The following is a 14,806-nucleotide window of genomic DNA, read 5'->3' as shown; positions in this document are numbered from 1 at the left end:
ATATAGCACCGAAAAAACGTGAAACCTTATATAACAACTGAGTAAAAGGAGCGACAGTAATGTCCAAAATTATTGCAATCAACGCAGGAAGCTCATCTCTTAAATTCCAATTGTTCGACATGCCAGAAGAAACCGTTTTAACAAAAGGTCTTGTTGAAAGAATCGGAATGGACAACAGTATCTTCACGATTTCTGTAGATGGAGAAAAGAAAACAGAAGTCACAGATATTCCAGATCATGCAGTAGCGGTTAAAATGCTACTTGAAAAACTAATTGAATTTAACATCATCAAAGACTTTAATGAAATTGATGGCGTAGGACACCGCGTCGTTCACGGCGGAGAAAAATTCAGCGATTCTGTTGTTTTAACAGATGAAGTCATCAATGACATTGATCAGCTTTCAGAGCTTGCACCACTTCACAACCCTGCAAACGTTGTAGGAATCAAAGCATTCAAACAAATTCTGCCTGACGTACCAGCGATTGCTGTGTTCGATACAGCGTTCCACCAAACAATGCCAGAGCAGTCTTACCTATACAGCCTTCCGTACGACTACTACAAAAACTTTGGTATTCGTAAATACGGATTCCACGGGACAAGCCATAAGTTCGTAACAGAGCGTGCAGCAGAGCTATTAGGCCGTCCTCTTGAAGAGCTTCGTTTGATTTCTTGCCACCTTGGAAATGGTGCAAGTATCGCAGCAGTTGAAGGCGGAAAATCAATCGATACGTCAATGGGCTTCACACCACTTGCGGGTGTTGCAATGGGAACACGTTCAGGTAACATTGACCCTGCCCTTATTCCATTTATTATGGAGAAAACAGGACATACAGCGGAAGAAGTACTTTCTACTTTGAATAAGAAGAGTGGTCTTTTAGGTGTGTCTGGTCTTTCAAGTGATCTTCGTGATATCGAAGAAGCGACAGAAGAAGGAAACGACCGTGCAGAAGTAGCACTAGATATTTTTGCAAGCCGTATCCATAAATACATCGGTTCTTATGCAGCGAGAATGAATGGTGTAGATGCCATCATCTTCACAGCTGGAATCGGTGAAAACAGCTCAGAAGTGAGAGCACGTGTACTTCGTGGTCTAGAATTCATGGGCGTATATTGGGATCCATCTCTTAACAACATGAGAGGCGAAGAAGCATTCATCAGCTACCCTCACTCTCCTGTAAAAGTCATCGTGATTCCAACGAACGAAGAAGTTATGATTGCAAGAGACGTTATGCGTTTAGCGTAACATCCTTTTAAAGCTCTTTTCCTCAGCGGAAAAGGGCTTTTTTCTATTGAAATCAGCATGCTATAATGTGAGGCAATATGAAAGGAGCGGTGTGAAGAGATGAGCGCCCAAGAACATAAACGCGAAGCGAAAACGAGGCTTCATGTAAAAGTCATTACCGTCAGTGATACAAGGACAAAAGAAACAGATAAAAGCGGCCGTCTGATGATTGATTTGCTCAAAGAACAAGGGCATCTTATTCTTGCATACGATATTGTGAAAGATCATATTGGGGCGATTCAAGACGCCGTTTTAGAAGGAACAAGCGAAGCGAAGATTGATGCCGTCTTGTTAAACGGGGGAACTGGTATTGCAGCAAGGGACGTCACGATTGAATCCATTACACCTCTTTTCTCAAAAGAGCTGCCGGGCTTTGGAGAAATTTTTCGCATGCTGAGCTATACAGAAGATATTGGATCAGCCGCTATCTTATCTAGAGCGACGGCAGGGGTGATTAACCAAAAAGCCGTTTTTGCCACACCAGGCTCTACCGGAGCAGTTCGGTTAGCCATGACCAAACTCATTATCCCAGAGCTTCCTCATGTCTTGCGAGAGCTTGAAAAAGATCAAAAATAGCCCAAAATGACTCTGCCAAGAAAATTTGGCAGAGTTTTTTTCATAAAGGGGTTGAAAAAACAATTTTTCCTTGTTACAGTGTATACATACTAAATGCATGTTTATAAATTAAAACTTATTTTTATGCAAAAAAACATTCACAGAATCAAAACAAGCGAGAGGAGCTTTTCAAACATGTCACAAAATAAAAAAGTCGTATTAGCATATTCCGGAGGTCTTGATACCTCTGTTGCAGTTAAATGGTTACAGGAGCAAGGTTACGAAGTTGTTGCTTGCTGCCTAGACGTAGGTGAAGGAAAAGATTTAGCATTCGTTCAACAAAAAGCACTTCAAGTCGGAGCTGTTCAATCTTACATGATCGACGCAAAAGAAGAGTTTGCTGAAGAATTTGCACTTGCAGCACTGCAAGCACACACGATGTATGAAGGGAAATACCCGTTAGTATCTGCACTATCTCGTCCGCTCATTGCCAAAAAGTTAGTGGAAGTCGCAGAGAAAGAAAATGCCGTAGCCGTTGCACACGGATGTACAGGGAAAGGAAACGACCAAGTTCGTTTTGAAGTATCAATCAAAGCATTGAATCCAGACCTAGAAGTTCTTGCACCAGTGCGTGAATGGAAATGGTCTCGTGATGAAGAAATCGACTATGCACAAAAGCACGGGATTCCAATTCCGATTAACTTAGACAGCCCATATTCAATTGACCAAAACCTTTGGGGCAGAAGTAACGAATGTGGTATTTTAGAAGATCCTTGGGCAGCGCCGCCAGAAGGTGCTTATGATCTGACAAATCCACTTGAAAAAACACCTGACACACCTGAAATCATTGAAATCACGTTTGAAAAAGGAAAACCAACAGCCATTGACGGAATCCAGTATTCATTATCTGATCTCATCCTTCATTTAAATGAAGTTGCTGGCCAGCATGGTGTAGGCAGAATCGATCATGTTGAAAACCGTCTTGTTGGAATCAAATCTCGTGAAGTATATGAGTGCCCAGGTGCAGTTACCCTATTAAAAGCACACAAAGAACTTGAAGACTTAACGCTTGTCAAAGAAGTAGCACACTTTAAGCCAATCGTTGAACAAAAAATGGCTGAATTAATATACAACGGCTTATGGTTCTCACCACTTAAATCAGCACTAGATGCATTCTTACAAGAAACGCAAAAGAACGTAACAGGTGTTGTACGTGTGAAACTATTTAAAGGCCATGCCATTGTAGAAGGACGTAAATCACCATATTCACTTTATGATGAAAATCTAGCAACTTACACAAAAGCAGATGAATTCGATCATGATGCAGCTGTAGGATTTATTAACCTTTGGGGTTTACCAACAAAAGTAAACAGCATCGTGAACAAAAAGGAGCAGGTTAAAGCATGAAAAAGCTTTGGGGAGGCCGATTTCAAAAAACACCAGAAAAATGGGTCGATGAGTTTGGTGCATCCATTCATTTCGACAAACAATTAGTCAAAGAAGATCTGACCGGCTCCCTTGCCCATGCAAGTATGCTGAATAAATGCGGTATCATCGGCGATGAGGAGGCCGCTGCAATCAAAGACGGACTGAATACGCTCATGAAAAAGGCAGAGGCGGATGAACTCGATTTCTCAGTAGATTATGAGGACATTCATTTAAACCTTGAAAAAATGCTCATTGATGAGATTGGTCCGCTTGGCGGCAAATTGCACACAGCGAGAAGCCGGAATGATCAGGTCGCAACCGATATGCATTTATATTTGAATAACCAAGTAGAGCATATCATTGAGCTGATCTCTTCTTTTCAAACAGTGCTTGTAGAAAAAGCTGAACAGCACGTTGAAACGATTTTTCCAGGATATACGCACTTACAGCGTGCACAGCCTATCTCCTTTGCTCATCATATGCTCGCCTACTTTTGGATGCTTGAACGGGACAAAGCGCGTTTTCAAGATTCATTGAAGCGGATTAATGTGTCACCACTTGGATGCGGGGCGTTAGCAGGAACGACATTCCCAATTGATCGTGAATATACAGCAGAGCTTCTTGGCTTTGACCATATTTACGAGAACAGCCTTGATGGCGTGAGTGATCGTGATTTCATTTTAGAGTTCTTGTCCAATAGCAGCCTTGTGATGATGCATCTCTCACGTCTTTGTGAGGAAATCATTTTATGGTGTTCTCAAGAATTCAAATTCATTGAGCTCGATGACACGTACGCAACAGGCAGCAGCATGATGCCGCAAAAGAAAAACCCGGATATGGCTGAATTGATCCGCGGAAAAACAGGGCGGGTATATGGCAACCTGATGGGGCTGCTCACGATTATGAAAGGCTTGCCGCTTACGTATAACAAAGATTTGCAAGAAGATAAAGAAGGCATGTTTGATACGGTGAAAACGATCGCTGGCAGCCTGCAAATCTTCACAGGCATGATTCAAACAATGACAGTGAACGAAGATGTCATGAAAAAAGCAACAAAAGAAGATTTCTCAAATGCGACCGAAGTGGCAGACTACCTTGCGAAAAAAGGCATGCCATTCCGTGAAGCACACGAAATCGTTGGAAAGCTTGTGTATACATGCATTCAAAAAGGCATCTACTTAAGTGACCTTCCATTTGAAACATTTACAGAAGCAAGCGGCCTCTTTGAACAAGACATTTACACTGTTCTTGATCCGTATGTTGCTGTTGAAAAAAGAACAAGTGCAGGTGGAACTGGATTTAAACAAATTCAGCTCGCTTTAGAAAAAGCAAAAGCCTGCCTAGCATAATTCGCCAAAACCATTCGTTTATACGGATGGTTTTTTTCATGGGAAAAAGGAGATTGATCTTCACTGGAGAAAATGAAAGCATACCAGTGTCAAGCTGAATAAGGAGTGACAACAGTTCATGAAGAAAACGCTGCAGGCTTTGTTTGATCAGCCTATCGTATCAGTGAAAACGTTAGGAGAACCATACGACGGCAGGGCTAATGATGTGTGGCTGATTTCCTTACAAGACCAAACGGAATATGTAGTGAAATCTCCAAAAACTGCAAGAGAAGAAAGTGAATTTGTGTATGGGACCAACATGATTTATGGAGTAGATGCCCGTACTGTACAAGAGCATCTTGATGAAATCAATGAAAAGCTGGCTCATACGAATTCCTTTCATATTCCGAAAGTTGTTCGTAAAGTGAAGAAGGCGGGGAAACACTTTTATGTCATGGAAAAAGTAGAAGGAATCCCTTTAACATCTTTTGAGGGCCGTTCAGCACAATTCTATAGGGATTACGGGAGGAAACTAGCGCATCTTCATTCATATCAAACAACCTTTTTCGGAGCAGTATACGTGGGAGAAAAGAGACATTTGAGAGAATTCCATGCGCTGTTAAAAAAGGCAGTTTCCAAACTTATCAGCCGCTATTACGCTGATCAGCCTGAATATCAGGATTATGCAGAAAAGGTGCAGCAAAAGCTTGAAACGCTAAGTCCTCCTGATTCAGCCAGTCTCATTTTAATTGATTTAGACCCATCGCAATATATTGAAGACGATGATCAAGTGGCGAGTCTAGTTGATACGGAATATGTCGTATTTGGACCAGCTGCGTTTGATTTTATTGCACTCGAATACCTTTTGACGAAAGAAGCTGCACAAGCGGTTCAATTAGGATATGAAGAGATTTGCCCGCTTCCTCGCCAGCTTCATGAGGTGAGAGAATGCTATCGGTTTGTTTCGCTGCTTCTCGATATCCATGGTTCATGGGATATGAAAAAGTGGATGAATCACCCTATACGGTTTTCCCCTCATTGTTAAAGGGTTCAAAAGTGCGAAGGGAGCCGGTTTATAGTAAAGTAAAGATAATAAAAGAAACACATGAACTTGCAACCTTTGTTTTAGGAGGAGATTGTGTGCGACACGCATTAATAACAGCGGGTTCTAAAGGACTTGGCAGGAAAGTCACCGAGTCTTTACTGAATATGGGGTATTCTGTGACAGTGAATTATCGAAGTGATGATGAAGCTGTCCGGCAGATGAAAGAAGAACTGCAAGAATACGAAGAAAAGCTTCAATTTGTCCAAGGCGATGTGACAAACAAAGAAGATTTAAAAAACATGGTCGAGCTGGCAGCAGAGCGATTTGGGCGGATTGATGCCTTGATCAATAATGCTGGACCTTATATTTTTGAACGAAAAAAACTCGCGGATTACTCTGAAGACGAATGGTATCAAATGATGGAAGGCAACCTATCCGCAGTGTTCCATTTGTTCCGAATGGTGATCCCTATGATGAGAAAACAAGGCTTTGGCCGGATTATCACATATGGCTTCCAAGGTGCAGACCATGCGCCAGGATGGATGCACAGATCAGCCTTTGGAGCGGCAAAAGTGGGCCTTGCGTCATTGACGAAAACCATTGCGATTGAAGAAGCCGAAAACGGCATCACCGCTAATATGGTGTGTCCAGGCAAAATCGTTGGAGACATGAAAGAATCGACAATAGAGGAAGCCCGCCAAATCAAAGACGATGAAACGCCAATAGGCAGGTCTGGTACTGGAGAGGATATCGGTCGTATCATTTCATTTCTATGTGATGACCGTTCAGACCTCATTACAGGAACCGTCATTGAAGCAACAGGTGGTCTTAATGTCATTCACAGGCACTAAGTTTTTCAGCTTTTTATAGAGGGAATAGACAAAATGAGATCAAATTCGAAAGGTGGATATATTTACATGAAAGCTACATATCATGGACATTCAGTCGTACACATTGAAACAAACGGATACCATATTTGGATTGATCCATTTTTAAATGGAAATAAGCACACGGATATCAAACCGCAAGATGTGAAAGCAGATGTGATTTTGCTCACGCACGGGCATGGAGATCACGTCGGAGACACGATTGAAATCGCTAAAAACAATGACGCACTCGTGATTGCGCCATTCGAACTTGCCACTTATTTAGGCTGGCAAGGGGTAAAAACGCACCCGCTTTCTATAGGCGGCGGACGTGAATTTGAATTTGGTAAAGTCAAGCTGACGCAAGCGTTCCATGGCTCAGCGGTCATTGATGAAGAATCCAAAACGATTACGTATACAGGGATGCCATCCGGTATTTTATTTACTGCTGAAGGTAAAACAATTTATCATGCTGGGGACACGGCTCTCTTCTCGGATATGAAACTCATTGGGGAGCTGAATCATATTGAGCTCGCCTTCCTGCCAATAGGTGATAACTTCACGATGGGACCAGACGATGCGAGAATCGCAGCAGAGTGGCTTCGTGCGAAACAAGTCGTACCGATTCATTACAGTACATTCCCGCCGATTGAGCAAGATCCTCATGCCTTTGCAGACAGCTTGCATGGCGGCGTGGGTCACGTATTAAACAGCGGAGAATCCATCGATATATAATCATGATAAACAAAAGCCGGCACCCTACCGGCTTTTTTATTTGCCTGTATCGTGCTCGTGTAAAAGACAAATTGCTATTAAAAGCCTCCTGCCTTTATAATGAAATATAGATGAAAACGCTGAAAACAAAAAGGGTGAACGGGATTGGCGACAAAGCATGAGCAAATTTTATCGTATATTGATTCATTAGATGTCGGAGAGAAAATTTCTGTCCGGCGTATAGCGAAAGAAATGAAAGTCAGTGAAGGCACGGCTTACCGGGCTATTAAGGATGCTGAAAATAAAGGGTTCGTGAGCACCATTGAACGAGTCGGTACCATTCGAATTGAACAGAAGAAAAAAGAAAATATTGAAAAGCTGACATATGCGGAAGTGGTCAATGTCATTGATGGCCAGGTGCTTGGTGGACGAGCTGGCTTACATAAAACGTTAAATAAATTTGTCATCGGTGCAATGGAACTGGATGCGATGATGCGTTACACAGCAGCAGGCAACCTGTTGATCGTCGGAAACCGAATCAATGCTCACCGGCAAGCATTAGAGGCGGGAGCGGCTGTGCTGGTCACGGGCGGATTCTCAACAGATGATGAAATTATTCAGCTCGCAGATGAGCTTGAGCTGCCCATTTTATCAACAAGCTACGATACATTTACCGTAGCGGCTCTCATTAACCGGGCCATTTATGACCAGTTGATTAAAAAAGAAATTGTGCTTGTGGAGGATATTTTAACGCCGATTGAACGGACCGTCTATTTATCGCCAGAAGACAAACTTGAGAAATGGTATGAAAAGAATTATGAAACCGGGCACGGCCGGTTCCCGGTAGCAGACGATCAAATGAAAATACACGGCATTTTGACCTCAAAGGATATTGCAGGCCATGACCGTTCTACACCGATTGAAAAGGTGATGACAAAAAATCCGCTGACCGTTATTGGCAAAACATCTGTCGCTTCAGCTGCACAAATGATGGTGTGGGAAGGTATTGAGGTGCTGCCAGTTGTAAATGATCATGCGAAGCTGATTGGGATGATTAGCCGTCAGGACGTGCTGAAGGCGCTGCAAATGATTCAAAAGCAGCCGCAGGTCGGTGAAAAGCTGGATGATGTCGTGTCTAGAGGATTTAAGGAAGCCGATACAGAAAAACCAAAAACAGATGCGGTGTACCAATATGAAGTCTCACCACAAATGACAAATCAGCTGGGCAATATTTCGTATGGTGTGTTTACACAAATTTTAATCGAATCAGCCAACCGCTTCTTAAAGTCTCATAAAAAAGGCGAACTAATTGTAGAAAGTCTTTCTGTCTATTTCTTAAAACCAGTTCAAATGGAATCCACGATACAGATCAAACCGAATATTTTAGAAGTTGGGCGCAAGTTTGGAAAACTGGAAGTGGAAGTTTACCACCAGTCAAATATTGTAGGCAAAGCGATGCTGATGGTGCAGCTGATGGAGAGAGGATAATAGGCAAAAAAGGGCGGCATGAATGCGCCCTTTCTCTATTATGCGTGGTCTTTTTCGCCTTCCTTTAAAAAGAGCGGAAGATAGTGCTTATAGGCTTTATATCCGGCCCATGTACTGCCGATACCAACTGCAACAAAAACAAACCCAATGACAAATGCGAGTGACGAGCGGTTTAAAAATAATTGATTCACACCGAAGAGCAGGACAAAGCAGCCAAGTGCCATACTTGATTTGGCAGACCAGAATTTCTTTTCGACCGGCCGGTTCGTACGGACATTTTTTGCTTTGTAGTATAAATAAAACATGGCAGAACAAATAATAAACACAATCAAAACAAGCATGTGCCAAGCCTCCATTGTAAGTGGTTACAACCCTATTTTAAACGTAAATAGGCTTGCTTACTAGAATAAATTGTCTATTCCTCACTTTTCTGTCTGGGTAGATTATGATTTAATAATAAAAAGAGTATCGCATAAGAAGGAGTATTTATGAAAAAAGAACTGATTAGAACCATATCATTATATGACACCATCATCATTCATAGACATGTAAGACCTGATCCAGACGCATATGGATCACAGTGCGGCCTTACGGAAATCTTGCGTGCCACCTATCCAGAAAAAAATATTTATGCGACAGGAACCCCTGAGCCATCCCTTTCATTTTTATATGAATTAGATGATGTGCCGGATGAAGTGTACAAAGGTGCCCTTGTCATTGTCTGTGACACTGCGAATCAAGCTAGAATTGATGATCAGCGCTATTCAATGGGCGATAAGCTGATGAAAATTGATCATCATCCGAATGAAGATCCGTATGGTGATTTGCTTTGGGTTGATACAGAAGCAAGCTCTGTTAGTGAAATGATTTATGAGCTGTATTTAGAGGGGAAAGAAGAAGGATATCAGCTGAATACAAAGGCGGCAGAACTCATTTATGCCGGCATTGTAGGAGACACAGGCCGTTTCCTTTTCCCAAACACAACGAAAAAGACACTCAAATATGCGGGTGAACTCATCGAATATCCGTTTTCATCATCAGACCTTTTCAATCAATTGTATGAGACAGATTTGAATGTCGTGAAATTAAATGGCTATATTTTTCAACATATCTCTTTATCAGAGAATGGCGTAGCTTCTGTTTTTATTAAACGTGACATTTTGGAGTCGTTCCAAACAACAGCGCAGCAAGCCTCACAGCTTGTTGGGACACTTGGAAATATTTCAGGGATTAAGGCATGGGTCTTTTTTGTGGAAGAGAACGATCAGATTCGTGTGAGATTCCGCTCAAAAGGCGTCGTCATTAACACCATTGCTAAAAAATATCATGGCGGAGGTCACCCGCTTGCAGCCGGTGCGTCCATATATGATTGGGCAGTTGCAGATGAGATTTTGCGTGATTTAGAAGAAGTATGTAAATCATCATCGTGAGAGAGGGGCTTCAAGTCCCCCTCTCTTTTTTTGAGCTTTGAGAAAAGGGTTACTTGGATACAGGGATAAACCAGCAGCCGATGTCAGTTGAATCTTCATAGGCTTGGAGATTTTGATGCTTTAATTCTTTTTTAATTAAATGGGCCATCATTTCTGTCTCAGCATAAGCACACATGCCGTCTTTAATCCGGCTTGCTTTGTCTCGTGCCATTTGACGATAGCTGTAAACCTCCATTGTTCTCACCTCTTTCTTATGATCATCTCGTTCTTCTTTTAGTGTATAAAAATAACAAGTGAAAAGCGATCATTGAGTGCAGAAATTCATAAAAATTCCACATCATCTATTATTCAGCGAAGGAAATACGCACTTCAAGCGAAAGCTTTGTATAGATGGTCAGCTCTGTGACTTTGGCGCGGTATGCCTTTTCTCTAATCGTATATTCTTTATTTTCCACGGTCCGTTTTAAGAGCTCTTTTGTTTTATAGACACTTTCAATATCCTTTGTGATCACCTCTGAGATATCCTCTTTCACCTGATCTTCAAATTTCAAGGTATCTGGCTCCGGGATTTTGTACTGCTCACGGTTGACGAGGTGAACGTCTACGCTCTGAATAAGCAGACGCTGCTTATTGTCTTCATTTAATTTATGCAAATCTTCCCGATAGAGTGTGATTTGTTCTTTCAGACTGTCCATATGGTGCTGCTGGCTTCTGAGCAGTGTCACTTGCTTCTCTTGAAAGGTGCCATACGTAAAGAGAAAAATCAGCCAGCTGATAATTGCGCCGAACATCATCCCAGCAAAAAAACGCTGCCAGCCTGGACGTTTATACAGCTCAGGCACCCTCATGATGACACATGCTCCTGAGTGAGCCACGTAATCAGGAGATACCCCGTTTGCGCACCGCCCATAGCAGAGATAATTAACAAGATCTGCTTGAAAATATCACGTGTGTTCCCTTCGAAAATCCCTCTTTCAAAACTATAGACCGCATCAAAAGTTCCACCGATTGCCGCAACAAGTGCCCAAATTTTTAAGCGGTTGGCAAGACTTGAAATAATTGATAGCGGTGGCTGACCAGATAAATATGCACCTACCCCGCCGATAATGGCACCGCCCAAAATAACCCCCAGTGCGATAAAATAACAGCTAATAAAGTTTGGAATAAAGGCTTCCTTCACATCCATTTTTCCCACCTCACTCTATTCAATATATGGCGTGTGCTGGACAAGTATGAACGAGCGGAAAAGAAAGAACATTTGTTTCTCACCGCATCGCGTTTTATAATGAAAGAATGAATTTAGACGAAAGGAGTGGATTAAGCATGTCCTATGTTCATCTTCAGGTCCACAGTGGATACAGCTTGTTGAGCAGTGCAGCGAAGGTCAAGGAGCTCGTATTAAAGGCGAAAGAACTTGGCTATCAAGCGCTCGCTCTTACGGATGACCATGTGATGTATGGAACGGTTGAATTTTATAAGGAATGTAAAACACATGGCATCAAGCCGATTATCGGTTTAACAGCTTCTGTCTTCATAGATGAACAAGAGACAGAGGCTTATCCTTTGATCCTCCTTGCCAAAAACAATGAAGGCTATCAAAACTTGATCAAAATTAGCAGTGTCTTGAAATCAAAGTCAAAAACCGGCCTGAAAGAGAAATGGCTGAAAGCCTATCATCATGGCCTTATTGCCATCACACCAGGCGTATCCGGCTATATTGAAACGCTGCTGCAACATGATCAGCTAGATGAAGCAAGGGATGCAGCGAGCCATTTAAAAGATCTTTTTGGTGAGGAACATGTGTATTTAGCCGTTCAGCCGTTTCAGCAGGACGAAGAGCTGTCTCATAAGCTGCGGGAACTCTCAAAAAGGGCGAACATCCCGCTTGTGGCAACAGGTGACGTCCACTATATCCATCAAGAGGACAAAACCGCATATACATGTTTAAAGGCCATTAAAGCAGGCCAGCAGTTATCAGAAATAGAGGAAGACCAAGGAGACAAGCATTTCAGATCGACCGAAGAAATGATGAAGTGGTTTGGTGATGATCCAGAATTGCTGGCAAGAACGGTTGAGATTGCAAACCGCTGTGAGGTCGATTTAAATCTTGGTCAGACGAAACTGCCAACTTATCCGACGCCTGATCAATCAACAGCTGATCAGTTTTTACGAAGAGTGTGCCAAGAAGGCATGAAACGAAGACAGATTGCTTCAAATGACACATATATCAAAAGGCTTGAGTATGAGCTGAGCATCATTCAAAAAATGAATTTCAGTGATTATTTCCTCATTGTGTGGGATTTTATGAAGTATGCTCATGATCATGGCATTGTCACAGGTCCTGGCCGGGGATCAGCAGCAGGCTCTTTAGTTGCGTATGTTCTGTTTATTACAGATGTCGATCCGATTCGTCACGGGCTTTTATTTGAGCGTTTTTTAAATCCTGAACGAATCAGCATGCCGGATATAGATATCGATTTCCCTGACACGAGAAGAGATGAAATCATTTCATATGTAAAAGACAAATATGGGGATATGCATGTGGCGCAAATTGTCACGTTTGGAACACTTGCCGCAAAGGCAGCTTTAAGAGATGTCGGACGTGTGATGGGAATTGATTCAAAAGCAGCAGACCGCCTTGCAAAGCTCATCCCATCAAAGCCAGGGACGACACTGAAAGAAGCGGTGACAGTCTCCTCAGAATTAAAAACACTGCTCCAGCAATCTGAAGAGCTGCAAAGAGTGTTTCAAACCGCTTTAAAGGTAGAAGGATTACCAAGACATACGTCAACACATGCAGCCGGCGTTGTTCTAAGTGAGGAGCCGCTCACACAAGTCGTGCCTATTCAAGAAGGCCATGATGGAGTGTATTTGACGCAATATGCGATGAATTATTTAGAAGATCTCGGTCTTTTAAAAATGGATTTTTTAGGTTTGAGAAACTTAACATTAATTGAATCCATTAAAAACCAGATTGAAAGACAGGAAAACGTCCACATTAACTTTAGTGACATTTCATATGAAGATCAGAAAACGTTTGATTTGTTATCAGCGGGAGATACAACGGGGATTTTCCAGCTGGAGTCACAAGGTATGCGTCAGGTGCTGAGACGACTGAAACCTTCTAGTCTAGAAGATATCGTGGCTGTCAATGCCTTATACCGCCCGGGGCCGATGGAGAATATCCCGCTCTTTATCGACCGAAAGCATGGCAGAGTGAAAGTCTCCTACCCGCATCCAGATTTGTATGACATCTTAAAGGATACATATGGGGTCATCGTCTATCAGGAGCAAATCATGCTGATTGCAGCAAAGATGGCAGGCTTTAAGCTGGGCGAGGCTGATTTACTAAGAAGAGCCGTTTCAAAGAAGGATAAAAAGGTGCTTGATGAAGAGCGAAGCCATTTTGTTGAAGGATGCCTAAAAAAGGAGTATCCTGTTAACATTGCAAATGACGTTTATGACCTAATCGTCAAATTTGCAAACTATGGTTTTAATAGAAGCCATGCTGTTGCATATAGCATGATCGGCTTTCAGCTTGCTTATTTAAAAGCGCATTATCCGTTATATTTTATGTGCGGTCTTTTAACGAGTGTGATTGGAAATGAAGACAAAGTGGCTCAATATTTCTATGAGGCAAAGGAAAAAGGGATATCTGTGTTGAAGCCTTCTATTAATAAGAGCGAATTTCCATTCACGGTTGAAAAAGGGGAGATCCGCTACAGCTTAAGAGCGATCAAAAATGTCGGAGTGTCAGCTGTAAAGGATATATACAGAGCAAGACAGGAAAAGCCATTTGAAGATTTATTTGATTTTTGCGCAAGGGTATCAACAAAGAGTGTCAACCGAAAAACGATTGAAGCCCTCATTTTCTCAGGGGCAATGGATGAGCTTCATCCAAATCGTGCTTCGTTATTAGCATCGATAGATATTGCGTTAGACCATGTGTCATTTTTAACACCTGAGGATCAGCTGGACTTTCTTGGGGATACAACGTTCTCCATTAAGCCAAAATATGCGGAGATAGACGAACTGCCGCTTGTTGATCTCCTGCAATTTGAAAAAGAAGCACTCGGGTTATATTTATCAAATCACCCTGTACAAGCGTATCGAGATCGCTTAAGAGAGAATGGTGCGGTGGAAATCATCGGACTTTCTTCCTATATAAAGCGAAAGATCTCAATGGGTGGTCTTTTGACAAAGGTGAAATCGATTCGGACAAAAAATGGACAATCGATGGCATTTGTCACATTCGGGGATGAAACGGGAGAAATGGAAGGTGTCGTCTTTCCAGAGCAATTTAGAAAGCTGTCCCCCTTACTTGAGGAGGGCGCAATGCTTTATGTTGAAGGCAGAATAGATGTCAGAAATGAGAGCAGTCAAATCATCGTGCAAGAAGCTGTTCTACTGGAAGAGATGGGCTCTAAAAGAAAAGAATCTGTCTACATTCGAGTCAAAGAAGAGAACCATACGCAGGAACTGCTAGAACAAGTGAAACGAGTGATCTCCATGCACAGCGGAGAAGCAGATGTCTATTTGTATTATGAAAAGCAAAAAAAGACGATGAGACTTCCAGATGCATACAAAGTTCATGCAGATCATGCGGTCATTTTCCAGTTAAAAGAGCTGCTAGGTGAACAAAACGTTGTGATTAAATGATGACAAATCG

The 14,806-nt window shown here is 42.2% G+C and carries 14 protein-coding genes; 10 read left to right on the top strand and 4 right to left on the bottom strand.

Annotated features, from left to right (window positions below):
* The first annotated feature begins 59 nt into the window (after window positions 1-59).
* The 8 genes from LCD32_RS12815 to LCD32_RS12780 all read left to right on the top strand — a co-directional run bounded on the left by LCD32_RS12815 (window position 60) and on the right by LCD32_RS12780 (window position 8,707).
* Complete coding sequence (locus LCD32_RS12815; RefSeq protein WP_007501728.1) at window positions 60-1,244, top strand: acetate kinase; 1,185 nt, start codon at window positions 60-62, stop codon at window positions 1,242-1,244.
* Between the two features lie 99 nt (window positions 1,245-1,343).
* Entirely contained in the window at window positions 1,344-1,859 is a 516-nt protein-coding gene (locus LCD32_RS12810) for a molybdenum cofactor biosynthesis protein B (protein WP_046526486.1), read from the top strand.
* A gap of 174 nt (window positions 1,860-2,033) precedes the next feature.
* Window positions 2,034-3,245: an argininosuccinate synthase gene (locus tag LCD32_RS12805; protein WP_008343148.1), complete on the top strand. Its 1,212-nt coding sequence runs from the start codon at window positions 2,034-2,036 to the stop codon at window positions 3,243-3,245.
* Window positions 3,242-4,615 (top strand): argininosuccinate lyase, encoded by a 1,374-nt coding sequence (gene argH / locus LCD32_RS12800; RefSeq protein ID WP_008343150.1) that lies wholly within the window; start codon window positions 3,242-3,244, stop codon window positions 4,613-4,615. Before LCD32_RS12805 ends, argH begins: the two co-directional genes overlap by 4 nt.
* Before the next feature lie 118 nt (window positions 4,616-4,733).
* A complete protein-coding gene (locus LCD32_RS12795; RefSeq protein WP_065460847.1) occupies window positions 4,734-5,639 on the top strand; it encodes a phosphotransferase in 906 nt (301 codons plus the stop codon).
* Between the two features lie 95 nt (window positions 5,640-5,734).
* Window positions 5,735-6,490: an SDR family oxidoreductase gene (locus LCD32_RS12790; protein ID WP_008343153.1), complete on the top strand. Its 756-nt coding sequence runs from the start codon at window positions 5,735-5,737 to the stop codon at window positions 6,488-6,490.
* A 66-nt stretch (window positions 6,491-6,556) separates the two neighbouring features.
* Window positions 6,557-7,240 (top strand): metal-dependent hydrolase, encoded by a 684-nt coding sequence (locus tag LCD32_RS12785; protein ID WP_035391153.1) that lies wholly within the window; start codon window positions 6,557-6,559, stop codon window positions 7,238-7,240.
* Window positions 7,241-7,384: 144 nt separating this feature from the next.
* The gene (locus LCD32_RS12780; RefSeq protein WP_007501721.1) at window positions 7,385-8,707 is read left to right on the top strand and encodes a CBS domain-containing protein; all 1,323 of its coding nucleotides are present in this window, start codon (window positions 7,385-7,387) and stop codon (window positions 8,705-8,707) included.
* Between the two features lie 38 nt (window positions 8,708-8,745).
* Here the strand turns inward: LCD32_RS12780 and LCD32_RS12775 are convergent, their stop codons facing one another.
* Complete coding sequence (locus LCD32_RS12775) at window positions 8,746-9,048, bottom strand: YtpI family protein (RefSeq protein WP_008343164.1); 303 nt, start codon at window positions 9,046-9,048, stop codon at window positions 8,746-8,748.
* A gap of 147 nt (window positions 9,049-9,195) precedes the next feature.
* Between LCD32_RS12775 and LCD32_RS12770 the strand changes: the two genes are divergently transcribed.
* Window positions 9,196-10,137: a DHH family phosphoesterase gene (locus tag LCD32_RS12770; RefSeq protein WP_060781273.1), complete on the top strand. Its 942-nt coding sequence runs from the start codon at window positions 9,196-9,198 to the stop codon at window positions 10,135-10,137.
* Window positions 10,138-10,186: 49 nt separating this feature from the next.
* On the opposite strand, the gene LCD32_RS12765 is transcribed toward LCD32_RS12770, so the two are convergent.
* From LCD32_RS12765 to LCD32_RS12755, 3 genes are all read right to left on the bottom strand, one after another.
* The gene (locus LCD32_RS12765; RefSeq protein ID WP_008346082.1) at window positions 10,187-10,372 is read right to left on the bottom strand and encodes a hypothetical protein; all 186 of its coding nucleotides are present in this window, start codon (window positions 10,370-10,372) and stop codon (window positions 10,187-10,189) included.
* Between the two features lie 109 nt (window positions 10,373-10,481).
* A complete protein-coding gene (gene ytrI / locus LCD32_RS12760; RefSeq protein ID WP_007501718.1) occupies window positions 10,482-10,985 on the bottom strand; it encodes a sporulation membrane protein YtrI in 504 nt (167 codons plus the stop codon).
* Window positions 10,982-11,323 carry a YtrH family sporulation protein gene (locus tag LCD32_RS12755; protein ID WP_007501717.1) on the bottom strand — a complete coding sequence of 114 codons (342 nt, stop codon included), beginning with the start codon at window positions 11,321-11,323 and terminating at the stop codon, window positions 10,982-10,984. The genes ytrI and LCD32_RS12755 overlap by 4 nt, the downstream gene beginning before the upstream one ends.
* Before the next feature lie 137 nt (window positions 11,324-11,460).
* On the opposite strand from LCD32_RS12755, the gene dnaE reads away from it, so the two are divergent.
* Window positions 11,461-14,796 (top strand): DNA polymerase III subunit alpha, encoded by a 3,336-nt coding sequence (dnaE, locus tag LCD32_RS12750; RefSeq protein ID WP_060781271.1) that lies wholly within the window; start codon window positions 11,461-11,463, stop codon window positions 14,794-14,796.
* Window positions 14,797-14,806 lie beyond the last annotated feature (10 nt).

This window comes from Bacillus sp. RSS_NA_20, assembly GCF_020165915.1.
Lineage (GTDB): Bacteria > Bacillota > Bacilli > Bacillales > Bacillaceae > Bacillus > Bacillus altitudinis.
This window is presented reverse-complemented; position numbering and strand designations above follow the sequence as displayed.

Excerpts from the sequence above, each read along its gene's own strand:
- LCD32_RS12815 (WP_007501728.1), top strand. The coding sequence starts at position 60 with ATGTCCAAAATTATTGCAATCAACGCAGGAAGCTCATCTCTTAAATTC.
- LCD32_RS12810 (WP_046526486.1), top strand. The coding sequence starts at position 1,344 with ATGAGCGCCCAAGAACATAAACGCGAAGCGAAAACGAGGCTTCATGTA.
- LCD32_RS12805 (WP_008343148.1), top strand. The coding sequence starts at position 2,034 with ATGTCACAAAATAAAAAAGTCGTATTAGCATATTCCGGAGGTCTTGAT.
- argH (WP_008343150.1), top strand. The coding sequence starts at position 3,242 with ATGAAAAAGCTTTGGGGAGGCCGATTTCAAAAAACACCAGAAAAATGG.
- LCD32_RS12795 (WP_065460847.1), top strand. The coding sequence starts at position 4,734 with ATGAAGAAAACGCTGCAGGCTTTGTTTGATCAGCCTATCGTATCAGTG.
- LCD32_RS12785 (WP_035391153.1), top strand. The coding sequence starts at position 6,557 with ATGAAAGCTACATATCATGGACATTCAGTCGTACACATTGAAACAAAC.
- LCD32_RS12775 (WP_008343164.1), bottom strand. The coding sequence starts at position 9,048 with ATGCTTGTTTTGATTGTGTTTATTATTTGTTCTGCCATGTTTTATTTA.
- LCD32_RS12770 (WP_060781273.1), top strand. The coding sequence starts at position 9,196 with ATGAAAAAAGAACTGATTAGAACCATATCATTATATGACACCATCATC.
- LCD32_RS12765 (WP_008346082.1), bottom strand. The coding sequence starts at position 10,372 with ATGGAGGTTTACAGCTATCGTCAAATGGCACGAGACAAAGCAAGCCGG.
- ytrI (WP_007501718.1), bottom strand. The coding sequence starts at position 10,985 with ATGAGGGTGCCTGAGCTGTATAAACGTCCAGGCTGGCAGCGTTTTTTT.
- LCD32_RS12755 (WP_007501717.1), bottom strand. The coding sequence starts at position 11,323 with ATGGATGTGAAGGAAGCCTTTATTCCAAACTTTATTAGCTGTTATTTT.
- dnaE (WP_060781271.1), top strand. The coding sequence starts at position 11,461 with ATGTCCTATGTTCATCTTCAGGTCCACAGTGGATACAGCTTGTTGAGC.